Consider the following 23,571-nt stretch of genomic DNA (forward strand, 5'->3'; position numbering starts at 1 on the left):
AAAGGCCGGAGAAGGACGATGGCGGAGTGGATCGAAGCATGCGCGGTGGACGACGTGGACGAGGAGGATGTGATCCGCTTCGATCATGGCGGCCGCACCTTCGCGATCTACCGCTCGCCGGACGATGGCTTCTTCGCTACCGACGGGTACTGCACGCATGAAAAGGCCCATCTCGCCGACGGGCTGGTGATGGACGACATCATCGAATGCCCCAAGCACAATGGCCGGTTCAACTACAAGACCGGCGAGGCCAAGGGCGCGCCCGTCTGCGTCAACCTCAAGACCTATCCGGTCAGGGTCGAGGCCGGTAAGGTGATGATCGATATCGGCTGAAAGCCGCCAGACAAAACAGGATGTACCGATGAGCCGAAAGAGACCGACCGTTGCCGATCTGCGCGCCATGAAGGGCAAGCGGCAGCTTACAATGCTGCGCGTGCTGACTCTGGAGGAAGCCGAGGCCGCCGAGCGGGCAGGGGTGGACATCGTCTCGGTGCCGCCGGAACTGGTGCTCAACCCGCAATACCGCGATGCCGCGCCCAGCCTTTTCACCATGCCGGGCGAGAACTTCTTCGAGATCGGCACGGCGGACGATTTCGTGCGCTGGTCGTTCCGGCTCTACAAGGCCGGCGCCGACGCCGTCTATTGCAGCGCCGGCTACGCGACGATCAAGCGCATGGCCGACGACGCCATCCCGGTGATTGGTCACGTAGGCCTCATTCCTTCCCGCGCGACCTGGACCGGCGGCTTCAAGGCGGTCGGCAAGACCGCGGACACCGCCATGCAGGTGTTCGACGCGGTCAAGCAACTGGAGGCTGCCGGCGCGATCGGCGCCGAGATCGAGGTAGTGCCGGTGGAGGTGGCGAAGGCGATCTCCGAGCGCACTTCGCTGATCATGCTGTCGATGGGCGCGGGCACCGGCTGCGACGCGCAATATCTGTTCGCCGAGGATATTCTCGGCGCCAATCGCGGTCACATGCCGCGCCATTCGAAGGTCTACCGCAACTTCGCCGCCGAATATGACCGGCTGCAGCAGGAGCGCATCGCGGCGTTTTCCGAATATGTCGCCGACGTCAACAGCGGCGCCTATCCGGAAGACAGGCACATCGTGCACATGGATCCGGACGAGCTCACCCTCTTCATGAAGAAGGTGGATGCAAAGCCCTGAATATTTTCAACCGGTTGCCGGTGGGCTTTGCCAAATTCCGCTGACGAGAGCGGCATAAAGGGCTTCGGCGTCGATGCCGAGCGGCCTGTCTTCCTTGAGCATCGCCACATGCGAGCGCACGGCCGCGTGGATCGCGCCCGTGGCCGGCGCGAGCGTCAGTCCCTCGCGCAAATCGACGGCCTGCGCCGCAGCCATCAGCTCGAAGGCGATCAGCCGCCGCCACAGCACGATCATCTCGGCGCATTTGGCGACGGCGAGCGGCGTCTGCGTGGCGTGATCCTCGACGCCCTCGGACACCGGCAGGAAATCGAGCATCACCGGATTGGCCTTGTGACGGATCGCGGCCAGGATCGCCGTCACCGTCTTCTGCAGCGGAACGAAGCCGGCAGAAGCGCCGCCAACCGGCGAGAGGTATTTCGGCAGGCCGTGGCGGGTCGAGCCGGTGAGTTGGACGAAGCGCGCGGCGGACGCCGCCGCGCATTGCGCGATCGCCAGGCCGAGCGTCTCGAAGGCGAGCGACAGCGACGCAGTGTGGAAGTTGCCGGTCGACATGACCAGCTCGTCCTCGGCCAGCACAAGCGGATTGTCGGCGGCGGCGTTGAGCTCGATCTCGACGGCAAGCCTGGCATGGTCGATCGCCTGGATCAGCGCGCCGTGGATCGAGGGCATGCAGCGGATCGACAGAGGGTCCTGGATGGTGGTCGGCGCCGGCGCTTCATCGCGCGCCAGCAGGTCACGCAGGGCCTTCGCCGCAAGCTGCTGGCAGGCGCCCGGGCGCGCCTGGTGCTGGCGCGGGTCGAGGATGGTGCGGTTGGCGCCGATGCCTTCCATCGTCAGCGCGCCGGCCTGCTGCTGCTGGTCGAGCGCCGACAGTGCATCGGTGAGCGCCAGCGCTCCGGTCCCGGTGGAAACCGCCGAGGCGTTGATCAGCGATAGGCCGTCCTTCGGCGAGAGTGTGACGGGCGCAAGCCGCGCCATCATCAGCGCCTTGGCGGCAGGCATGCGGCGGCCCTGATACTCGGCTTCGCCGTCGCCGATCAGCACGCGGGCGATCGCCGTCATCAGCAGAAGGTCACCGGCGCCGATCGAGCCCAGCGACGGCATCACGGGATGCACGCCGGCATTGAGCGCTTCGACCAGTGCCGTGAACACGCGCGGCGACAGGCCCGAGCCGCCGGCGGCGAGCATCGCAAGGCGGGCGAACATCGCCGCACGCACCACCGGCACGGGCAGGACCTCGCCGACCGCGGCGCTGCGGCCTTCGATCAGCTGGCGCTGGAAGGCGCTCGCGTCGCCTTCTACCGCGGTGACGAGATTGGCGCCGAGGCCCCTGTTCAGCCCGTAGATCTGTTGCCCGCCGGCCGCGGCGGCATCGAGGATCTGGCGAGCCTTGTCGAGCTTTTCGAGGACAGCCGGCGTGACCTCGACCTTGCAGGCGTTGCGTGCGACCGCAACCACATCCTCGATGCTGACGCCGGCGCCGGTGAGAACGAGCGGGCTCATGCGAAGCGCAGCCTCTGGCCGATGCCGTTTTCGCCGGCCTTGGCGAGCATGGCCTTGCCGAGCGCGATGTCGGAGAGCGAGAGGCCGCGATGCCAGAACAGGATCGTCTCGCCATCGCTTTGCCGGCCTGGCTTGAGGCCGGCGGCGATCTGGCCGAGTTCGGCGTGCAGCGTCGCCTCGCTAAGCCGCCCCGTCTCGACATGGGCGCGCAGCGAGCCGAATTTGCCGCCCTTGCACTGGCCCCAGTCGTCGACGACAATCTTCTGCATGATGTCGGTAAGCGACAGCTCGACCGCGCTCATCGTGCCGTAGGGCACGACCAGCGCGCCGCGCTTGATCCATTCGGTCTTGAGCAACGGCTGCGGTTCCGGCAGCCGCGAGGCTTCGACGACGATGTCTGCGCCTTCGACGCAGCTTTTCCAGTCAGCCACGGCCATGACCGGCTTGCCGAGGTCGGCGGCCAGCCTCGCGACAAAGCTATCGCGGCTTTCGGGCCGGCGTGAGTGGACGCGGATCTCGTCGAAATCGAAGAGATGGTCGAGCAGGCGCACGTTCCAGTAGGCGGTGCCGCGCGCGCCGATATGGCCGAGCACCTTTGACGACTTCTTCGCCAGATGCTTGGCGCCGATGGCGGTGACGGCGCCTGTGCGCATGTCGGTGATGACGGTGGCGTCGAGGATGGCGCGCGGCGCGCCGGTGCGCGGATCAAAAAGATTGAGGATGCCGAATTCCGACGGCAGGCCATGCATGTAGTTGTCGACATAGTCGCCGACGATCTTCACGCCGGCGGCGTCGAGCGGCGCCACATAGCCGCGCAGGACGTTGAAATGGCCGCGGAAGGAGGGATCCGGCTCGAGATGGACGCGCGGCTCGATAACGGTCCGGCCATTGCCCTGGGCGATGAGACCGGCTTCGACGGCGCCGATGATCTCGGCGTCGGTCATGGCAAGTGCCTCGATGTCGAGAGCATTGAGGTAGTCGATATAGATGGGCTTCATGCATCTCCCTCGGCCGGCCCGCGCTCTTCCATAACAGGCGGCGAGGCGACACGAAAGTTTGTTGGATAAGCTCTGAGCTGGTTCGGCCTTACGCTATTCAACCAAAGCGTCATGACCAACATTCCCGACAACGTAGCCGTGTCCCAACCCGCAAATTCCGCGCGGCGGCGATGCCTCTCCGGGTTCTGCCGGCCGATATCCGGGCCGAAGTTTCAAGTCATTCCACGAACGAATGACGTCGCGCCGGGCGTATTTCGCGGAGTTAAATTGCGTCGGCTCCGCCGACGTCGAACAGGCTCTTCCGCCGGCCGCGCGATCGCGGCAACGTATTGCCAAAAAGCGCAAGAGTTTCCGCCTATTGCGCCAGTTACGGCAATCGATGCGTCCACTCGGAAAATAGTCGGAGAGGCGCGGGTCTTGAACGCGGATTCATTTGACGAGCCGCTGTTGAGCCGATTAGCTTTCGTGCGGGATGGGGGCCGCCAAGGCCTTGCCATCGGGGCGAAAGACATAAGCGATGAATGCGATCGGCTGGCCGAACTGGAGGCGCCTTAATCAGGAGGGCATCGTCTTTGCCATCGCCATCCTTTTGTTCGCCGCCGCTGCGCTGGGCCTGCCCGGGTTCCTGACCGCCGACAATCTGGTCGCCATCGTCCGTTCGGTCTCGGTGCTCGGCATTCTGGCGCTCGGCATGGCGGTCGTCATCATCGGCCGCGGCATCGACCTGTCGGCCGTGGCGATCATGGCGATGTCGGTCGCCTGGTATCTGCAACTGCTCAACACCGGAACCTCGGATGGGCTGGCCTTCCTCTATGTGCTGGCGGGCGTTTTAGCCATCGGCCTGCTCAACGGCTTCCTCGTCGCCTATGCCGACGTGCCGGCGATCTTCGTGACCTTGGCCACCGGCTCCTTCGTGTTCGGCTATGTGCGCTCGCAACTGATCACGCAGGATGCCGTGCCGGTGCCTGGGGGACATTGGGTCGAGCTGCTCGGCGGCGTCCGCTTCCTCGATATTCCGGTCGAGGTGTTCGTCTTCGCCGGGTTGGCCTTCCTGGTCTTCCTGTTCCTGCGCTACACCAAATGGGGCCGCTTCATCTATTTCGCCGGCGACAATCCGGTCGCCGCCCGCAACATCGGCGTTCCGGTGCGGCCCATGCTGGTGCTGCGCTACGTGCTCTCGGCTTTTGTGGCCCTGATCGCCGGGCTTTTGACGGCGGCCAGCCTGCATTCGATCAACACCCGCATCGTCAACTCGACGCTGCTCTACGACATCGTGCTGGTGGCGGTGATCGGCGGCATCGGCCTTTCGGGCGGCAGGGGCGGGGTGCGCAACGTGCTGGTGGGGGCGGCGCTGATCGGCATCCTGCTCAACGCCATGACCATCATAGACATTCCGTTGCTCTACCAGAACCTGATCAAGGCGGCGATCCTGCTCGGGGCCATCATCGTCGACGGCATCATCAATCCGCGCGACGAACAGACCGCGCAACAAGGCGACATTTAGAGCAGATGGGCCAGCCCATCTGCTCTGGGGGTACCCGGAGCGATCGCGACGATCGGCCGGCAATGAAAACCGAACCAGAGGATGTGACATGAAACTACTCAGAACATTGATGGCGGCCGCCACGGCGCTCGCCGTTACCGCCTTCGTGGCGCCGAGCTTTGCCGCCGACGATCCGGGCCCCGCAGCCTATGCCAAGGCGCTCAACGGCAAGCGCGTCATGCTGGTGCCGCTGGCGATGGGCTTCGACCTGGCGCAGGGCTGGGCGCATTACCTGAAGAAGGAGGTGGAGGCCTGGGGCGGCACGTTCGAGACCCGCGACCCGAACTGGGTCGTCGATGCCGGCGCGCAGGCGATCACCGATGCGATCGCTTCCGACACCCGGCCTGATGTTCTGATCATCCACGCGCCGGACCTCAACTCCTATTCGAAGCTGATGAAGAAGGCGCAGGCCGCCGGCACCTATGTACTGCTGGTCGACAACCCGGCCAATTTCCCGGCCGACGCATTTGTCGGCAGCGACTGGGACAAGCTCGGCCAGCTCGAGGCCGAAGCGGCGATCAAGGGCTGCGGCGAGAATTCGTCCAAGAAGATCGGGCTGGTGCAGGGCGACCAGGCGAACTCGTCCAGCCTCTACCAGTATGCCGGCATCATGAAAGTGCTGGAGAAGCATCCCGACTTCCAGGTGGTGGCAAAGCCGGATTCGAATTGGGACGCGACCACCTCGCGCAACGTGACGACGACGATGCTGCAGCAGCATCCCGACATCTGCTCGATCATCGACTTCTGGGACGGCGACGCCACCGGCGCCTCGGCGGCGATCCGCGACGCCAAGCTCGACGGCAAGGTGTTCCTGGTCACCACCGGCGGCGGCGAAAAGGCCGCCGATTGCGACAAGCTCGTGGACGGCACCTATGGCGCCGTGGTGATGACCGACCTTGCCCGCCAGTCGGGCGACATGAACGCCATCATCAAGTTCCTGCTGCAGAGCGGCCAGCCGGCCGGCACCTCGCACACCTACATCTACACGCTGGAGAAGGCGACGACCAAGGCCGATCTCAAGCCCGACAGCTGCTGGGACCTGAAGGCGCTGCAGGCCGAAGCGGCGGCGAAATAAGCCGCGCCGCCCGAGAGCATCCCACGAGGTGGCCGGATCGGTCCGGCCACCTCTTTTCCCATTGAGTGACAGCAGTAGCCGATGACTTTTCGTGAACGCCTCCAGGCCTGGCGCTACAATCTCGTGCCCGACCATCTGGTCGGCGAGATCCTGACCAAACGCTGGACCGACAACGCCATCCCATTCCTGGCGCTGGTGGCGACGCTTGGCGTGTTCGGCTCGATCATTCCGGGCTTCTTCAAGCTCACCTCGCTGCAGGAATCGACCCGCCAGCTCGGCGAGTTCTCGCTGGTCGTCATCGGCATGACCGTGGTGATGCTGGGCGGCGGCATCGACCTTTCGGTCGGTTCGATCTTCGCGCTGTCTTGCTTCTCAGCCGTCTACGTCTTCTTCATCCTCGAGCAATCCATCTGGCTGGCGCTGGCCGCGGCGCTTGCGGCCGGGCTCGTCTTCGGCGCCATCAACGGATACCTGGTCGGATATCTGAGGCTGCGCGCCTTCCTCACCACGCTGGTCACCTTCATCTTCGGGCGGGCGCTGTTCGACATCCTCGTCACTGCCTATGCCGCCGACGTGCAGCTTTCCCAAGCGAGCTCCGATGTGCTCGACTTCATCGGCGACGGCACGTTCTGGGGCCTGTCGGTTTCGGTCTGGCTGGCGATCATCCTTGCCATCGTCACGCATGTCGCGCTGACCCGCTCACGGCCGGGCTGGCATGTGCTGGCGGTGGGCGGCTCCCGGCGCTCGGCGCACAATGCCGGCATCCGGGTGCGCCGCACCGTGTTCATGACCTATGTCTTTTCCGGCTTCTGCGCCTCGATCGGCGGATTCCTCATCGCCTGCCGGTTGAGCGGGGCAGGGCCGGGCACCGGCCTCAATCTGGAAATCATGGCGCTGACGGCGGCGGTGGTCGGCGGCGTCAGCCTGGGCGGCGGACGCGGCTCGGTGGTCAAGGGCCTGATGGGCGCGATCATCGTGCTCACCATGACCAACGGCCTGATTCGGCTGGGCTACGGCACCGGCACCAACCAGATGGTGCTCGGCATCCTCCTGGCCGTCGCCGTCACCATCGACATCCGCTGGCTGAAGAACCGCCATAAGGTGCTGAACGAGGTCTATGTCGCGCCGGTCTACCTCAAGATGGGCGAGACGCAATCGGCCGCGCCCGGCTCCGGCACATCCTACGAACTCGACAATCGGCTCTCGGCCGCGGACCATATCGGGCTGGGCGAGCTGGAAGGGCCCGAGGACGTCATCCTCGACCGCGACGACCATCTCTATTGCGGCACCCGCCATGGCGAGATCGTCCGCTTCTTCGCGCCGGACTACAAGCGCTCCGAGGTTTTTGCCCATATCGGCGGCTTTCCGCTGGGCTTGGCCTTCGACCGGGACGGCAACCTGATCAGCTGTGTCGGCGCCATGGGGCTCTATTCCGTCTCGCCGGACCGGGATGTGAAGCGGCTGTCGGCCGAGACGGCGCGCTCCTGGACCTCGATCGTCGACGATGCGCGCCTGCGCGACCCGAACGATTGCGACATAGCCCCCGACGGCCGCATCTATTTCACGGATTCCACCAAGCGGTACGACGCCCACGATTGGGCGCTCGACTCGATCGAGAACCGCGCCACCGGTCGCCTTCTGGTCTATGACCCAAAGGACGGTTCGACCAAGACGCTGCTCGACGGCTATCGCTACACCAACGGTGTCTGCATGGCGCATGACGRCAAGTCGCTGTTCTTCGCCGAAAGCTGGGCCTGCCGCGTGCACCGCTACTGGCTGGAAGGGCCGAAGGCCGGCACAGCCGAATGCGTCATCCGCGACATGCCGGGCTATCCCGATAACATCAACCGGGCGTCGGACGGCAATTACTGGATGGCATGGCTCGGCATGCGGACACCGAGCTTCGACCTGTCGCTGCGCCATCCCGACATGCGCAAACGCATGACGCGGCGCCTGCCGAAGGACGAATGGCTGTTTCCCAACATCAACACCGGCGGCGTGGTGAAGTTCAACGAAAAGGGCGGCATCGTCGAGACGCTCGGCGATCTTTCCGGCAACGCGCATCCGATGGTGACCTCGATGCGCGAGCACAAGGGCTATCTTTTCGTCGGCGGCATCCTCAACAACCGCATCGGGCGCTACAAGATCGCCGGCGCGGACCCGAACTGGACAAGCCCCGCTTCCTATTGGGGGGCGAAGCCATGATCCTCGATCCGATCCTGGATGTCTTCCGCGGCAAGGCGGTCACCATACCGCCGCTCGACGGCGCCTTCCGTCCCAACACGCGGCTGGACGACCTGCCTGCTTTCGCCGAACTGACGGAACCGGACAATCTGCTGGCGGCCGGCGGGCGTCTGCTTGTCTCCAGCGGCAACGCCATCCTGACTGTTGCGGCCGGTTCCGAGCCCATCGTGGTCGAGACCTTTCAATCTTCCGTCACCGCGCTGGCGCTGTCGCCAGCGGGCGAACTCACGGTCGGATTGGAAAGCGGCAAGCTGCTCATTGCCGGCAAGGAGGTTTCGCTGCCGGCCGGGATCCGCTGCATCACGGCGCTCGCCTATGCGGATGACGGCACGCTGTGGCTGGCCAATGGCTCCAGTGAGCACGCGCCGTCGCAATGGGCGGCCGACTTGATGAAGAAGGGCGCGTCCGGCTCGCTTTGGGCGCGGCCGGCCGGCGGAGATTTTCGCAAGGCGGCCGACGGCATCGCTTTCCCATACGGGCTCTATCCTGCCGGCGGTGATGTGGTGGTCAGCGAGAGCTGGCGCCATCAGCTGGTCCGCTTCAGCGCGACCGGCAATCGCGCCACGGTGCTGACGCATCTTCCCGGCTATCCGTCGCGACTGGCGCCGGCCGGCGACGGCGGGGCGTGGCTGACGCTGTTTGCGCCGCGCAACCGGCTGATCGAATTCGTGCTGCAGGAAACGCATTATCGCCAGGACATGATCGACCAGGTGCCGCCGGCCTACTGGATCGCGCCGGCGCTGGCCTCCAACCGCAGCTTCCTCGAGCCGCTGCAATGCGGCGGCATCCGTACCATGGGCATCCACAAGCCGTGGTCGCCCAGCCGCTCCTACGGGCTCGTAGTCAGGCTCGACCGGGACATGCAGCCGCAATTCAGCCTGCACAGCCGCGCCAACGGCACGCGCCACGGCATCTGCAGCGTCGCGGAAAAGGACGGCCGCCTGTTCGTCGGCTCGAAGGGCGGCGATTGCGTGCTGGCGCTCGACGCAATCACGGGAGGTTTCTGATGGAACCGATCGTTCGTCTGGAGGACGTGACGAAAACCTACCGCGGCGTGCCGGCGGTGAAGAACGTCACGTTCGATTTGAGGAAAGGCGAGATCCATGCCCTGCTCGGCGAAAACGGCGCCGGCAAGTCGACGCTGACCAAGATCATCGCCGGCGTCGTCGACGCCACTTCGGGCAGGATGTTCCACAAGGGCGTCGAGACGGCTTACGCCTCGCCGCATGCAGCACTTGAAGCGGGCATCGCCATGGTGTTCCAGGAGACCAGCCTGGTGCCGTCGATGACGGTGGCGCAGAACCTCTATCTCGGCACGGAGAAATTCCTCAACCGGCTGCGCGGCACCTACATCTCGGCGCAGCAATTCCTGCAGTCGCTGAACTTCCCGGTCGACCCGAACGCGATGGTGGCCACGCTTGGCGCCGCCAAGCGGCAGATGGTCGAGATCGCGCGCGCCGTCCACCACAATGCCGAGATCATCATCTTCGACGAACCGACGGCGACGCTGACGCCGGAGGAGAAGCGCCATTTCTTCGCGCTGATCCGGAGGCTTAAGGCGCGCGGCGTGTCGATCGTCTTCATCAGCCATGCGCTGGAAGAGGCGCTGATGATCGCCGACCGCATCACCATCCTGCGCGACGGCGAACTGGTGATCACCGACGAGACATCGGCCTTTGATCGCGACAGGATCGTCGCCGCCATGGTCGGCCGCTCGCTGACGGGGCAGATCTACCGCCAGCGCGACGAGACGAAATTGCGCAAGGCCGGCAAGAAGGTGCTCTCGGTGCAGGACATCTCGATGAGCAACATCGTGCGCAACAATTCGTTCTCGATCTTCGAGGGCCAGATCACCGGCGTGTTCGGCCTGATCGGGTCGGGCCGCACCGAGACCTTCAAGATCGTCTCGGGCATCTACAAGCGCGACTTCCTTCGCGGCGGCGCGATTGAATTGGACGACAAGCCGGTGCGCTACCTGGTGCCAAGCGAAGCGGTGGCCGACGGCATCGTCTATGTCACCGAGGACCGCAAGAGCGAAGGCATCTTCGAGACGATGGGTATCGCCGAGAACCTGTTCGGCGGGTTGTTGGCCGCCGGCCGGGAAAAGGCTTGGGTGATCAACCAGCAGGAGATGCGGCAGCTTTCCGCCGAATGGACGAAGACACTCAACATCAAGGCGATCAACGACAATGCCCGCGTGGTCGAGCTTTCCGGCGGCAACCAGCAGAAGGTGGTGATCGGCAAGGGCCTGGTGCAGCAGCCGCGCATCGTCATCTTCGACGAGCCGACGCGCGGCGTCGACGTCGGCGCCATCGCCGAGATCCACCAGATCATCAACCGGCTGGCCGACGAGGGCCTCGCCGTCGTCGTCATCTCGTCCTACCTGCCGGAGATCATGAACCTGTCGGATCGGATTCTCGTCTGCCGCCAGGGCCGCATCGTCGAGGAGTTTTCGCCGGCGGAGGCGACAGAGGAGAAGATCATGTATGCGGCGGTGCACTAGGGTGTGGCGACGGCGGATGATCGCGCGGTTGGATCGAATACATGGAGATTAGCCGGGGCGTCTGTCATTTCGTCATCTACGGGCGGAGCAAGGAGCGAAGCGACGCGCGCAGACCCGAGGATCCATGCCGTTACTTTTAGGCGCCGCAACGGCCCAGAATTCTGCTCGGCTGCGCCCTTCGCGCGAGGTCACGGAATGGATTCTAGGGTCTGCGCGCGTCGCTTCGCTCCTTGCTCCGCCCTAGAATGACGATGCTGAGGCGCTTTGGCTAACCTCGCGGCCGCGTGTTGTCTTGAGCTAAAAACTGAATCGGACAAACGGGTTAGCCGTCTATGCGCAACGCTTGATTCAACGAATTCCCTCAACGATTCAAACGAAAGGACCAAACCATGGCCACCACAAAACTGCTCAGCGATGCCGAGGTCGAAAAGATCCCGGCGGTGAAGGCCGTGTTCGACGATATCCGGGCTACGCGGAAATCCGACTTCGTCAACAATTTCTGGCGCGGGCTGGCCAACGATCCGGCGTCGCTGAAGCGGGTGTGGGAGCAGCTCAAGGCGGTGATGGTCGCCGACAGCGCCATCGACCCGCTGACCAAGGAAATGATCTATATCGCTGTCTCGACCGCCAACAGCTGTTCCTACTGCGTCCATTCGCATACGGCCGCCGCGCGGGCCAAGGGCATGACAGACGCGCAGCATGGCGAGCTTGTGTCGATCATTGGGCTGGCCGGCCAGACCAATCATCTCGTCACCGCCATGCAGATCCCGCTCGATCCGCAGTTCGAGGTGAAGTGAGGCGCCGGCTTTTCCTCCACAAGGGGAGAAGGGGAATCCGCGCTACGCCGGCCGATACACTTTCTCCGCCGTGTTCCAGAAGATGTTTGCCTCTGCTTTGGCGCCGTACCTGGCGATTGCCGCGCGGTGCGCCTTGATCAGCTTGGCGTGGCTGGTCCACAGCTTTTCGATCGGGAAGTTCGAGCCGAACATCAGCCGGTCGCTGCCGAGGATTTCTATCGCGTTGTCGACGATATAGGCGATGAGATCCGGGTCGTTGCGGTGAACGAAGGTGCCGAGTCCCGAGAGCTTAGCGTAGAAATTGGGTGCCGCCGAAAGCGTGCGGAGACCCGCCTTCCACGTTTCGGTGGTTTCCGGCTCCATGCCGGTCAGCATGCCGGCGTGGGTGAGGATGAAATTCGTCTGAGGGTTTTCGCCGACCAGCGTCAGTCCATCCTTCATCTGCGCGGGAAAGAGCTGCAGGTCGAAGGAGAGGCTGTAGTCCTTCAGCCGCGCCACATTGGCGCGAACCTTCGGATCGATCACCTGGTCGGCCGAGGCGGCGAAGCGGAAAGCGGGCGTCTGGTGCCAGTGCAGTTGCATGCGCACGCCGCGCAGTAAGGGATATTTCATCAGCCGGTCGATCTGCAGTCGGACGTCGTCGACCGTCATGTCGGCATAGCCGACAATGGCGTGCGGCCAGCCGGTCTCATCGGCGGTCTTCTGCAGGAAGGCGACCTCTTTTTCGAAATCCTCCTTGGCCCAGTTGGTCTGCACGTAGACGGCCTTCTCGACGCCCGAGCCCTTCTGGTCCTCGAGGAACTCCGTGATCGGATAGTCGCGGCGGATCGGCTCGTAGGGGCCGAAGATGCGCGGCACCATCGGCCCGACCAGCCAGGGCTGGTCCTTCTGGCGCCAGATGTGGAAATGCGCGTCGATGGCTTTCTGCATCACGATACCCTTTTCCAGATGGAAGCGGCCGCCGGAGCGGGGCGGGCGAGCGACAGGATGAAATCGGTCAGGCTCCCCACCGATGAGCCATCGACCAGGTCGTCGAGCACCGGCAGGACGGCGCGAAGTGCGGCTGTCGCTGGGCGAAAGCGCGGATCGCCGGCGAGGGGCGTTGCCAGCGACAGCCGGAAGGCGCGGGCGCTGAAGCGGCGCATCGCGATCTCCAGTTCGGTATGGCTGCCGCGTTCCAGGCCGTCGGACAGGATGACGACGCAGGCGCCGCGCGCAAATGCGGAAAAGCGTGGCACCGCAAGGAAGGCGAGCAAGGTCGGACCCATGCGGGTGCCGCCGTCCCAATCGTCGACAAGCGTTGCGGCGCGCGCAAGTGCCTGCTCACGGTCGCGGATTCGCAGCGCGGACGTGACGCGGGTCAGGCGTGTGCCGAAGGTGAAGACTTCGGCACGGTCCGCGCCTTGCACGGCCGCGTGAGCCAGCTTGAGGTAATCGGAAGTGTGCAGCTTCATCGAGCCGGAAACGTCGATAAGCAGGAGCAGCTTTCGCGGCACGGCCTGCCGGCGGCGCAGCAGCGGCGAGGGGATGTCGCCGTCGGCGCTGACGATTTCGCTCAGCGAGCGCCTGAGGTCGAGCGTGCCGCGCGAGCGGGTGCGCGCAGTGCGGAAGGAACGGCGCGCGGGCAGGGCGGACGCGAGCTTGCGGCGGAACTGGCCGAGACCGTCGGCATCGCGCTGGAAATCGCGCCTGCTCAGTTGTTCAAGCGCCGAGGAGAGCTCGCCGCCTTTTTCCTGGCGAGCGACCTGGTTTTCTTCCTCGCGCGTGCCGCGATCGTCCTTGACGCGGGTTTCGTCCTCTTCGCCTTCGATCGGGGGCTTGGCGTCGCCGTAGAAATAGCTGCGGAAATGCGCCTCGAATTCGCCGCGGCGATCGGGCGAGGGCGCGAGCGTTGCGAGCGCCGCCTCGCGGATGTCGGTCATCGAGCGCGGACCAAGCAGGGTGACCGCTTGCATGAAGCTGGCGATTTGTTCTGGAGCGATGGCGAAAGCGTGATCACGGAGCAAACGGGCGAAGCCGAGGAAAGCGGCGGCGGCAGGGCGCAGGTTTTGCGGACGCCTCATTCCTTCGCGCCCCCCTCTGTCCTGCCGGACATCTCCCCCACCAGGGGGGAGATTGGTAGCTTGGGCGCACCGCTCAATCCAGCGGCGTCGGCGATTGGCGAAAGCCGATGCGACAGCTGATCTCCCCCCTTGCGGGGGAGATGTCCGGCAGGACAGAGGGGGGTGCTGTCCCGCCAGCGTCGCGCATTAGCCTTGGGGTATCGCGCCAGCGTGTTGCGATTGCTCATCACCCCAGCGCCTCCTCGACAATCCTCCCCAGCTCCGGCGCGATCGCCGACAGATCCTCCTCGTCCTTGATCAGCACGCCGATGGCGCGGCGGAAGGCTTCCGGCCAAGGGCTGCCGCCYTTTTCGAGGATGGTGGCGGCATTCGCCCATTCGACCGCTTCGGCGATGCCCGGCGGCTTGGCCAGCGGGCGGGCGCGGATCTCCTGCACGGCATTCGCCACCGCGCGCGCCGTCGCTTCGGCGACGTCACCCGAGCGCATCATGATGATCTCGGCCTCGCGCTGGGCGTCGGGGTAGCCGATCCAGTGGTAGACGCAGCGTCGGCGCAGCGCCTCGGCAAGCTCGCGGGTGCGGTTCGAGGTCAGGATGACGATGGGCTGCTTTGCCGCGCGGATCGTGCCGCGTTCCGGGATGCTGATCTGGAAGTCGGAGAGGAATTCGAGCAGCAGCGCTTCGAACTCGTGGTCCGAGCGGTCGATCTCGTCGACCAGAAGCACGCGGTGCTCCGGCGCCCGCAGCACCTGCAGCAGCGGCCGGGCGATCAGGAAACGGTCGTCATAGATGTCGATCTCGTGCTCGCCGGCGTGGCGGATGGCAAGCAGCTGGCGCTGGTAGTTCCATTCGTAGAGCGCATGTCCGGCGTCGATGCCTTCGTAGCATTGCAGGCGCACCAACTCGCGTCCAAGCAGTTCGGCGACCGCCTTCGCGGCCTCGGTCTTGCCGACTCCCGGCGCGCCTTCGAGCAACAGCGGCTTGCCCAGGCGGATCGCGAGGAAGATCGCGGTGGCCAGGCTGTCGTCGGCCAGATAGCGCGAAGCGGCAAGGCGCTCGGCTATCGCCCCAGGCGAAGCGGCGACCTCCACGGCGTCGGTGTTTGCCATCTTCCCGCTCAGCCCGCGGCCTGCRCCTTCAGCGCGCGCAGGATGCGCTCCGGCGTGATCGGCAGCGTGTCGATACGCACGCCGACGGCGTCGAAGACGGCATTGGCGACGGCCGGTATCTGCGGGTTGGCGCACATCTCGCCCGGCCCCTTGGCGCCGAACGGACCGTCAGCGGAAGGACGCTCCAGCACGATGATCTCGGTCTCGGCCAGATCGCCGGGGCCCGGCATCAGATACTGGTTGAAATCGGTGCCGCCGTGATCGCGGTTTGGATAATAAGGCTCGGTCGTTTCGTAGAGCGCGTGGCTGATGCCCATCCAGGAGCCGCCGACCAGCTGCTGCTCGACCATCTTCGGGTTGAGCGCGCGGCCGATCTCGAAAACGTTCTTGACGGTGAGCACCGTCACTTCGCCGGTCTCGTCGTCGACCTCGACTTCGGCCACCGTGCAGGCGTGGGCGTAGCAGGTGGAGGGCTTCATCGCGCCGGTTTCCTTCTCCGGGTAGGAGCGCGGGATCAGGAACATGCCGCGGCCCGAGATCGAGCGGCCGCGCTTGAAATGCGCCGACAGCGCGACATCGAAGATGGAGATCGATTTCTGCGGCGCGCCCTTCACCTGGATGTTGCCCTGGCCGTCGGTCTCGAGGTCGGAGGCGTTCACCTCCAGCTCTTCGGCCGCCACTTCCAGCATCACCTGGCGCGCTTCCTTGGCCGCCTGGATGACCGCGTTGCCGGCGCGGTGCGTGCCGCGCGAGGCGAAGGTGCCCATGCAGTGCGGGCCGGTGTCGGTGTCGGCGGTGTCGATGATGACCCGGTCCGTCGRCACGCCGATCGTCTCGGCGCAGATCTGCGCCATGATCTGCTTCATGCCCTGGCCGAGATCGACGCTGGAAAGCGTGACCATGAAATTGCCGGTCGGCGTCGAATGCACCAGCGCCTGGGTCGGGTCGCCGCCGAGGTTCATGCCGGTCGGATAGTTGATCGCGGCAACGCCGCGTCCACGCCGGATCGCCATCTCAGGCTCCCTTCCTGTAGGAGGACATCGCCATGTATTTTTCGGCCACCGGCCAATTGGCAGCGCGCGAGGCCTCCTGCATGCATTCGATGAGCGCCGCCCCCTCGGTCGGCTGGCGATGCGCCTTCATGTCGCCGTCGCGATAGGCGTTGATGAAGCGGAATTCGAGCGGGTCCATGCCGATTAGCCGCGCCAGCTTGTCCATCTGCACCTCCAGCGCGAAGTCGCCGATGGTGACGCCGAAGCCGCGCATGGCCGACGAAGGGGTGCGGTTGGTGTAGACGCAATAGGTGTCGATCCAGACATTCGGGATCGTGTAGGGCCCGGGATAATGCGCGGCGCCTTTCTGCGCGCCATAGGGCGAGTGGCGGGAATAGGCGCCGGCATCGGTGTAGCCGGTCACCTTGCGGGCGACGATACGGCCGTCCTTCATGAGGCCGTCCTTGATCACCACCTTCTCGGCCGCGCGCGGCGAGGAGATTTGCATCTCCTCCTCGCGGCTGTAGATAAAACAGACCGGGCGTCCGGTTAGCTTGGCGCCGAGGATGGCGATCGGCTCGACGATGACGTCGACCTTGCCGCCGAAGCCGCCGCCGACCGTACCGCCGACGAAATGCAGCTTCGAGCCCGGCATCTGCAGGATGATCGATGTGTTGTCGAGGGTGAAGAACATCGCTTGCGTATTGGTGTAGCAGGTGAAGCGGTCATTGCCCTCGGGCGCCACCACGCAGCCGGTGGTCTCGGTCGGCGCATGCTCGATCGGCGAGGACTGATAGGACTGTTCGAGAATGTGGTCGGCCTGGGCAAAACCGGCCTCGACGTCGCCGAAGCGCACCTTTCGGCATTCGCCGCTGTCATAGAGATAGTAGTTCTGGCCGTGATATTCGTTGACCAAAGGCGCGCCGGGCTTCAGCGCCTCCTCCATGTCGAAGACCGCGGGGAGCACCTCGTAGTCGACCTTGACCTTGGCGGCGGCCTCCTGCGCGGCGCGCTCGGTCTCGGCCAGCACCGCCACCACGGCCTCGCCCTTCCAGCGCACCTTGCCGTCGGCGAGCACGGTTTCGTCCTCCGGCCCGATCTGGATAAGGATCAGGATGGTGTAGACATTGTGCGGCACGTCCTTGGCGGTCAGCACGCGCACGACGCCGGGGTGCTTCTCCGCTTCCGACGTATCGATCGAGCGGATGCGGGCATGGTGGTGCGGGCTGCGCACCATCTTCAGATGCAGCATGCCCGGAAAATTCCGGTCGGCGAAATAGGCGGTCTTGCCGGTGACGTGTCCCGGCGAATCGAGCCGTGGGCGCGGATGGCCAATCTCGTGCAGGCCGTCCTTGCGGACATCGGCGAAATAATCCTTGCGCAGTTCCATGGCTCGGTTCCTCAGGCGGCGTTCTGCGAGTTGGCGCGCGCGGCCGTCAGCACCGCCTGGATGATCGGCTCGTAGCCGGTGCAGCGGCAGATGTTGCCGGACAGCGCCTCGACCACGTCCTCGCGGCTGGGGTTCGGCGTGCGGTCGAGCAGCACTTTTGCTGCCATGATCATGCCCGGCGTGCAGAAGCCGCATTGCGTGGCGAAGGCATCGAGGAAAGCGCGCTGCAGCGGATGCAGCACGCCGCCCTCGGCGAGGCCGGCGGTCGTCTTGATGTCGGCGCCGCCGCAGGTCTCGGCCAGTGTCAGGCAGGAGAGCCGCAATTCGCCGTCGACGATGACCGAGCAGGCGCCGCAGGTGCCCTGATGGCAGCCGCCCTTGGGCGAGGTGTCGCCAATCTTGTCGCGCAGCGCGTTGAGCAGCGTCGTGCCGCTTTCGACGAACTCGGCTTTCTCCGAGCCGTTGAGTGTGAATTGAACAGGTACCTTCGCCATCTTTCCTCCCTGCGCGCCTGCCCGGATCGGTCGGACAGACGCGCGTCCCCCATGGATCAATTCGACAACAGCCGGCCGAGATGGACCGGCAGGACCTCGGCGCGATACCAGGCGCTGGCGATCGGGTCGGTGATCGGCGCAATGCCCTCGCTCGCGGCCACCAGTGCCGGCGCGACCTCCTGCGGCGTCAGCTTGCAGCCGAGCAGCGCTTTCTCGGCAGCTAAAGCGCGGATCGGCCGATCGGCCATGCAGCCGAGCGCGATCCGCGCTGCCGTCACTGTGCCGTCCTCCGTGCGTCGCAGGAGTGCGGCGATGCTCAGCACCGACACGCCCTTCGGCTTGACGCGCGACACTTTCAGGAAGCGGAAGCTCTCGGCTTTGGGCAGCGCAATATTTACCGCCGTCACTATGGCGCGGCTGGTGTCGCGACCGGCCAGGAAAGTCTCGATCGGCAGTTCGCCCTCTTCGGTGACGATGGTCGCGTCCAGCGCCAGCAGCGCCACCGCGAAATCGCCGTAAGGGGAAGGGGCGAACAGATTGCCGCCGACAGTCGCCATGTTGCGGATCGCCGGCCCGCCGACAGCGCGCGCCGCCGGTGTGAGCACGGTTAGCTCGGGGTGGCGGGCAATCGCCGCCATGGTGACCGAAGCGCCGAGCCGGACCTTGCCGCCCGAAACCGCGAACTGCGACAGGGCGGGATCGGTGACACGCACGAGGCTGGAGACGGAGACGTCGCCTTCATTGGCCGCGCGGACGACAAGCGTGCCGCCGCCGAGATAGCGCGTGCCAGGGGCCCGCAACGCAGTGTTGGCGTCTTTCACGCTCGAAAAAGTCTGCAGCGCAAGCGACATGGCGCGCTCCCCGGTTCAATTGTTGCCGGCGAAATGGGCCTTCAGGGCGTTGAAGCCGCCCTGGAAGACATTGGCACCCATGCCCTCGGCCAGCTTGTCGGCGTCCTCCGGTGCTGCGTCGARGCTCGCCGTCCATTCGGCATAGGTGCGGTTGCCGTCGGTGACGCGGCGCAACTGCAGCGTCGCCTTGTGATTGGTGAGCGGCTGCGGCGTCTCGAGGATCGAATAGCTGACCAGGAAATTCTCGTCGGAGAAGTCGAGCAGTTTTTCACGCAGTGTCGCGCCGCTGACCAGTTTGAAATTGCGCACGCAGCCGATCGTGGTGGCGTCCTTGCCGGCCTCGATATGGCTTTCCACCATGCGCGGGTGCCAGCCCGGCAGGCCGTTGAAGTCGCGGATGCGCGCCCAGACCTGCTCGACCGGCGCGTCGATGACGCTGGAAATGGTGACTTTCGCCATAGACTGGTTCCCTTGCAAAGATCGGGAGCAGGTTAGGGCGGTCGGTCAGCTTGCGCTTATCAATGCGTCTTGAGCGCGTATCAACCAGTCGGAAAAACAGGCGCCTCAGGCTGTAGCCCGCGCGGCTTCGCGGTAGAGCGTCGGCGGCACGCCGACATGGTCGCGGAAGAAGCGCGAGAAATTGCCCTGGGTGGTGAAGCCGAGATTGCAGGCGACCGAAATCAGCGGTTCCTGCGACCACTGTAGTTGCCGCACGGCTTCCTCCATGCGCAGCGTGTTCCAGTAGACGTTCGGCGTCAGGTTGGTCTGTTCCTTGAACAGCGCGAAGAAATGCGGTCGGGAGAGCCCGACCGCACGGGCGACGTCATCGAAGGAGATGCGTTCGCAGACATTGGCCTTCATCAGTTGGATCGCCTTGCGGACGCGGAAGTCGAGCATCGTGTTGATGCGCGCTCGCGCCGCCTGCGGCGCCGAGGCGTCCGCGGCATCGAGCACGCTGTCGATGAAGCGCTCGATCTCGTAATTGGCGACGTCGTCGATGCTCTCATTGTCGGTGAGATGGTCGAGCAGGTTCGCCGCCGCCTGATGCAGCCAGGGCTCCAGTGTGATCGCGGCTTGCGTGAAGAGCGGCGCCGAGGAAGGCAGGTCGCGGCGCCGGCGCGCCCAGTCCGGATCGATGTAGAAAGCCAGGAACAGGCCGGGCTTGCCGTCGCGGGAAAGGGCGTGGCTGTGCGGCTGGAACGAATTGATGCCGGCCGCGGTGCCAGGCCCGAGCCGCACCGTCTCGCGGCCGATCGTCATTTCGCCAGCCGTACCTTCCAGCCAGATGATGAGATGCGCCTCGCCATGGGCATGGGTGACGAAGTCGTTGGCGACATTCAGCACGGAAACATGTCCGAACCGGCCCCAGTAGAGCCTGATCGCGTCCGTCATGGGTATCGTTCCTCCCGCAGGCGACTGGCCTCCCTTCGCCTGCCGGGGAATAGTGCGGCTGACTTTGCGGTGGCGTCAAGGCGAGCAATGATGAGGGACGTTTGGGGAGCGGCCAGCGGGACGGATTTTCAGACTGAGCGATAGGGGCGGCGACCCCTTCTCCCACAGGGGAGAAGGAAGAAAGAGGCTCTAGTCACTCCTGCGGAAATTGCGGATGCGGTCGAACAGTACCGCCAGGATGATCGCGCCGCCGATGAAGGTGCCCTGCCAGAAGGCGTTGATGCCAAGCAGGCCGAGGCTGTTGCGGATCACCTCGATGAGGGCGGCGCCGACGATGGCGCCGAGCGCGGTGCCGACGCCGCCGGCGAGATTGGCGCCGCCGATGACGGTGGCGGCGATGACCTGCAGCTCCATGCCGTTGCCGAGATTGGTGGTGACCGCACCCAGCCAGCCGGTCTGGATGATACCGGCGAGCCCGGCCGACAGCGCCGAGATCATATAGACCGCGACCTTGATCTGCTTGACCGGAACGCCGGTCAGCGTTGCCGCGTGCTCATTGCCGCCGATGGCGAAGATGTGCCGGCCGAACTTGGTCCAGCGCAGGATGAAGCCGGTGATCAGCGCCAGGATGATCATATAGAGCACCGGATTGGCGATGCCGAACACCCAGGCGCCGCCGCCGAGCGCCAGAAGCTTCTGATGGTCCGGTCCGAACTGGAATACCACTGTGTTGTTCGACGCGACCATGGCCAGGCTACGGGCCACCGACAGCATGCCGAGCGTGACCACGAAAGGCGGAAAACCGAGATAGGCGATGAGCACGCCGTTGAAGGCACCGACGACCAGCGCGGTGGCGATCGAGGCCAGGATGCCCACTTCGATCGAATAGCCGGCATGCATGGTGACGGCCAGCACCATCGAGGAAAGGCAGAGCACCGAGYCGACCGACAGATCGATGCCACCGGTGATGATGACGAAGGTCATGCCGAGCGCCACGATAGCGGTGAAGGTGACGTTGCGGGTGATGTTGAAGAGGTTCTTCGACGTGGCGAAGGAATCGGTGGCGACGGACAGGAAGAGGCAGGCGAGGATGACCGCGATCACCACCCAGAAGGTCTGGTTGGCGAAGAGCCGCGACAGGAAGGTGTGCTGCTTCTGCGCGATCGTCTGGTCAAGGGTGACTGCCATTATCGACCTTTCCTAAGGCGCTGGACGGTTCGGTCCACACGACTACGCAACCTGTTCGATGGCGCCGGTGATCAGCCCGGTGACTTCCTCGGGCGAACTCGAGGCGATCTTCTTGTCGGCCACTTTGCGGCCGCGCCGCATGACGATGACGCGGTCGGCGACGTCGAAYACGTCGGGCATGCGGTGGCTGATCAGCACCACGGCGATGCCCTGATCGCGCAGATGGCGGATGAGATTGAGCACCTCGGCCACCTGCCTGACCGAGATCGCCGCTGTCGGCTCATCCATCAGCACGATCTTGGCCTGCGACAGCATGGTGCGAGCAATCGCCACCGCCTGGCGCTGGCCGCCCGACATCTGCTTGACGAGGTCGCGCGGCCGCGTCTCGGACTTCAGCTCGGCGAAGAGCTGCCCGGCGCGCTTATACATGGCGCCATAGTCGAGGATGCGGAATGGTCCTACGCCCTTGCGCAGCTCACGGCCGAGATAGACGTTGGCCGCAGCCGTCAGGTTGTTGCAGAGCGCGAGGTCCTGATGGACGATTTCGATGCCGTGCTGGCGCGCATCGGCCGGCTTGTGCATGACAAGCTCCTTGCCGTCCAGATGAATGGTGCCGTGGCTCGGGCGGAAATTGCCGGCGATCATCTTGACCAGCGTCGATTTGCCGGCGCCGTTGTCGCCCATCAGGCCGACGACCTCGCCGGCCTCCAGCGAGAACGAGACGTCGTTGACCGCCTGGATGGCGCCGAAATGCTTCGAGATGTTGGCGAGTTCGAGAACCGGCACCAGCCTTAAGCCTCCCCATTTGTTGCGCATTTGTCGCCAGCCTGGCCGGCGCCTCTTGCGTCTTTGCTCCGTCCATCTCCTCCTGAACGGCGCGTTGACGCATTTAGGCAAAAGCGGACAGGGGCGTCAATCAATTGTCGGACGATTAATTTCGAGACTCGACGAAAAATCGGTTTTGTAGGACAAATAGGAATTGACGCTGGCGAAAAGCCGATATTAGCTAAGTCTCGGAGGAAGACTTTGCCCATCGTCCGTCTATCAGGCGGAGGCGGGCAAATGGTTTGAAGGTCAAGGATCCGGCTGCGCCAGTATTGGGGCAAACGGATCGGCAAATGCTTATCAGCCCGGCGCAGGACGCGAACATCACGAGTGCTCGTCATGGGTCTTGCGCATCCGGTCTGATCGGTGTGGCGGGCACGCGGTGTCCGTCTGTTTCAAGGGAGGACTGATATGAGGAAAACACTTTTGCTTGCCGCCGTCGCCGCCATGGCGTTGGGCGCCGGGCCGGCTTTGGCCAAGAAACAGCTCGTCATCGTCGTGAAAGGTCTCGACAATCCATTCTTCGAAGCCATCCACCAGGGCTGCGAGAAGTGGAACAAGGAGAACGCCAGCTCGGAATATGAATGCTTCTACACTGGTCCGGCATCGACCTCGGACGAAGYCGGCGAAGCGCAGATCGTGCAGGACATGCTGAGCAAGCCCGATACGGCGGCGATGGCGATCTCGCCGTCGAACGCGCCGCTGATCGCGCAGACGATCAAGAGCGCCAATCCGTCGATCCCGATCATGACGGTCGACGCCGACCTTGCCAAGGAAGATGCCGCCCTTCGCAAGACCTATCTCGGCACCGACAACTACCTGATGGGCAAGAAGATCGGCGAATACATCAAGAAGGCCAAGCCGAATGGCGGCACGATCTGCACCATCGAAGGCAATCCGGCGGCCGACAACATCCTGCGCCGCGCGCAAGGCATGCGCGATGCGCTGTCGGGCAAGGAAGGCCTCGCGGCGCTGGCAGGCGAGGGCGGCTGGACCGAAGCCCCTGGATGCCCGGTGTTCACCAATGACGACGGCGCCAAGGGCGTGCAGGCGATGACCGACATCCTCGCCGCCAATCCGAAGCTCGACGCCTTCGGCATCATGGGCGGCTGGCCGCTGTTCGGCGCCCCGCAACCCTATCGCGACCTGTTCAAGCCGATGGCCGACAAGATCGCCAAGAACGAGTTCGTCATCGGCGCCGCCGACACGATCGGCGACGAGGTGGCGATCGCCAAGGAAGGCCTGGTGACCGCGCTGGTCGGCCAGCGGCCGTTCGAAATGGGCTACAAGGCGCCGTCGGTGATGCTCGACCTCATCGGCAACAAGAAGGTCGACGATCCAGTCTTCACCGGCCTCGACGAATGCACCAAGGAAACGGCCGACACCTGCATCCAGAAGTAGGCGGAGGCTGCATCCGGGCCATCGAAAAGCAGGGGGCGC

22 protein-coding genes are annotated in these 23,571 nt (G+C 64.7%); 9 read left to right on the forward strand and 13 right to left on the reverse strand.

All coding sequences use genetic code 11. The features are described 5' to 3' along the window. Positions 1 to 18 precede the first annotated feature (18 nt). A complete protein-coding gene (locus LCM4577_RS17125; RefSeq protein WP_071032169.1) occupies positions 19 to 333 on the forward strand; it encodes a MocE family 2Fe-2S type ferredoxin in 315 nt (104 codons plus the stop codon). 28 nt (positions 334 to 361) lie between these two features. Next, positions 362 to 1,165 (forward strand): 3-methyl-2-oxobutanoate hydroxymethyltransferase, encoded by an 804-nt coding sequence (locus LCM4577_RS17130; protein WP_071072396.1) that lies wholly within the window; start codon positions 362 to 364, stop codon positions 1,163 to 1,165. Positions 1,166 to 1,171: 6 nt separating this feature from the next. Here LCM4577_RS17130 and hutH read toward each other — a convergent pair whose 3' ends face one another. Both hutH and LCM4577_RS17140 read right to left on the reverse strand, forming a co-directional pair. Further along, on the reverse strand, positions 1,172 to 2,668 hold the full coding sequence (gene hutH, locus LCM4577_RS17135) for a histidine ammonia-lyase (RefSeq protein ID WP_071072398.1): 1,497 nt from the start codon (positions 2,666 to 2,668) through the stop codon (positions 1,172 to 1,174). After that, positions 2,665 to 3,666 carry an ornithine cyclodeaminase family protein gene (locus LCM4577_RS17140; RefSeq protein WP_071072400.1) on the reverse strand — a complete coding sequence of 334 codons (1,002 nt, stop codon included), beginning with the start codon at positions 3,664 to 3,666 and terminating at the stop codon, positions 2,665 to 2,667. Before LCM4577_RS17140 ends, hutH begins: the two co-directional genes overlap by 4 nt. A gap of 517 nt (positions 3,667 to 4,183) precedes the next feature. On the opposite strand from LCM4577_RS17140, the gene LCM4577_RS17145 reads away from it, so the two are divergent. From LCM4577_RS17145 to LCM4577_RS17170, 6 genes are all read left to right on the forward strand, one after another. Further along, on the forward strand, positions 4,184 to 5,170 hold the full coding sequence (locus LCM4577_RS17145) for an ABC transporter permease (protein ID WP_040984079.1): 987 nt from the start codon (positions 4,184 to 4,186) through the stop codon (positions 5,168 to 5,170). 88 nt (positions 5,171 to 5,258) lie between these two features. Further along, a complete protein-coding gene (locus tag LCM4577_RS17150; protein WP_040984081.1) occupies positions 5,259 to 6,284 on the forward strand; it encodes a sugar ABC transporter substrate-binding protein in 1,026 nt (341 codons plus the stop codon). A gap of 81 nt (positions 6,285 to 6,365) precedes the next feature. Further along, entirely contained in the window at positions 6,366 to 8,489 is a 2,124-nt protein-coding gene (locus tag LCM4577_RS17155) for an ABC transporter permease subunit (RefSeq protein WP_071072402.1), read from the forward strand. Beyond that, on the forward strand, positions 8,486 to 9,535 hold the full coding sequence (locus LCM4577_RS17160; RefSeq protein WP_071072404.1) for a hypothetical protein: 1,050 nt from the start codon (positions 8,486 to 8,488) through the stop codon (positions 9,533 to 9,535). Before LCM4577_RS17155 ends, LCM4577_RS17160 begins: the two co-directional genes overlap by 4 nt. After that, positions 9,535 to 11,031, forward strand: coding sequence for a sugar ABC transporter ATP-binding protein (locus tag LCM4577_RS17165; protein WP_040984087.1), 1,497 nt, complete (start codon positions 9,535 to 9,537; stop codon positions 11,029 to 11,031). Before LCM4577_RS17160 ends, LCM4577_RS17165 begins: the two co-directional genes overlap by 1 nt. 389 nt (positions 11,032 to 11,420) lie before the next feature. Beyond that, positions 11,421 to 11,828, forward strand: coding sequence for a carboxymuconolactone decarboxylase family protein (locus LCM4577_RS17170; RefSeq protein WP_071032160.1), 408 nt, complete (start codon positions 11,421 to 11,423; stop codon positions 11,826 to 11,828). Positions 11,829 to 11,870: 42 nt separating this feature from the next. On the opposite strand, the gene LCM4577_RS17175 is transcribed toward LCM4577_RS17170, so the two are convergent. The 11 genes from LCM4577_RS17175 to LCM4577_RS17225 all read right to left on the reverse strand — a co-directional run bounded on the left by LCM4577_RS17175 (position 11,871) and on the right by LCM4577_RS17225 (position 22,092). Next, complete coding sequence (locus tag LCM4577_RS17175; protein WP_071072406.1) at positions 11,871 to 12,758, reverse strand: amidohydrolase; 888 nt, start codon at positions 12,756 to 12,758, stop codon at positions 11,871 to 11,873. Further along, a complete protein-coding gene (locus LCM4577_RS17180; RefSeq protein WP_071032158.1) occupies positions 12,758 to 13,891 on the reverse strand; it encodes a VWA domain-containing protein in 1,134 nt (377 codons plus the stop codon). The genes LCM4577_RS17175 and LCM4577_RS17180 overlap by 1 nt, the downstream gene beginning before the upstream one ends. Positions 13,892 to 14,117: 226 nt before the next feature. Beyond that, positions 14,118 to 14,999, reverse strand: a complete 882-nt coding sequence (locus LCM4577_RS17185; protein WP_071032157.1) for a MoxR family ATPase — start codon at positions 14,997 to 14,999, stop codon at positions 14,118 to 14,120. Between the two features lie 8 nt (positions 15,000 to 15,007). Further along, a complete protein-coding gene (locus LCM4577_RS17190) occupies positions 15,008 to 16,012 on the reverse strand; it encodes a xanthine dehydrogenase family protein molybdopterin-binding subunit (protein WP_071072408.1) in 1,005 nt (334 codons plus the stop codon). Position 16,013: 1 nt separating this feature from the next. Next, positions 16,014 to 17,381: a xanthine dehydrogenase family protein molybdopterin-binding subunit gene (locus LCM4577_RS17195; RefSeq protein ID WP_071072410.1), complete on the reverse strand. Its 1,368-nt coding sequence runs from the start codon at positions 17,379 to 17,381 to the stop codon at positions 16,014 to 16,016. 11 nt (positions 17,382 to 17,392) lie between these two features. After that, positions 17,393 to 17,875 (reverse strand): (2Fe-2S)-binding protein, encoded by a 483-nt coding sequence (locus tag LCM4577_RS17200; RefSeq protein WP_041012187.1) that lies wholly within the window; start codon positions 17,873 to 17,875, stop codon positions 17,393 to 17,395. Between the two features lie 56 nt (positions 17,876 to 17,931). Continuing rightward, the gene (locus LCM4577_RS17205; RefSeq protein WP_071032154.1) at positions 17,932 to 18,726 is read right to left on the reverse strand and encodes a xanthine dehydrogenase family protein subunit M; all 795 of its coding nucleotides are present in this window, start codon (positions 18,724 to 18,726) and stop codon (positions 17,932 to 17,934) included. A gap of 15 nt (positions 18,727 to 18,741) precedes the next feature. Further along, the gene (locus tag LCM4577_RS17210) at positions 18,742 to 19,185 is read right to left on the reverse strand and encodes an SRPBCC family protein (protein WP_071072412.1); all 444 of its coding nucleotides are present in this window, start codon (positions 19,183 to 19,185) and stop codon (positions 18,742 to 18,744) included. A 105-nt stretch (positions 19,186 to 19,290) separates the two neighbouring features. Then, positions 19,291 to 20,118: an AraC family transcriptional regulator gene (locus LCM4577_RS17215; protein WP_071032152.1), complete on the reverse strand. Its 828-nt coding sequence runs from the start codon at positions 20,116 to 20,118 to the stop codon at positions 19,291 to 19,293. 189 nt (positions 20,119 to 20,307) lie between these two features. Beyond that, on the reverse strand, positions 20,308 to 21,306 hold the full coding sequence (locus LCM4577_RS17220) for an ABC transporter permease (RefSeq protein WP_071072414.1): 999 nt from the start codon (positions 21,304 to 21,306) through the stop codon (positions 20,308 to 20,310). A gap of 42 nt (positions 21,307 to 21,348) precedes the next feature. Further along, positions 21,349 to 22,092: an ATP-binding cassette domain-containing protein gene (locus tag LCM4577_RS17225; RefSeq protein ID WP_040984113.1), complete on the reverse strand. Its 744-nt coding sequence runs from the start codon at positions 22,090 to 22,092 to the stop codon at positions 21,349 to 21,351. A gap of 450 nt (positions 22,093 to 22,542) precedes the next feature. On the opposite strand from LCM4577_RS17225, the gene LCM4577_RS17230 reads away from it, so the two are divergent. Continuing rightward, the gene (locus LCM4577_RS17230) at positions 22,543 to 23,532 is read left to right on the forward strand and encodes a sugar-binding protein (protein ID WP_071072416.1); all 990 of its coding nucleotides are present in this window, start codon (positions 22,543 to 22,545) and stop codon (positions 23,530 to 23,532) included. Positions 23,533 to 23,571: the final 39 nt, after the last annotated feature.

Origin of the sequence: Mesorhizobium sp. LCM 4577 (genome assembly GCF_001854795.2) — a bacterium.
Taxonomy (GTDB): domain Bacteria; phylum Pseudomonadota; class Alphaproteobacteria; order Rhizobiales; family Rhizobiaceae; genus Mesorhizobium; species Mesorhizobium plurifarium.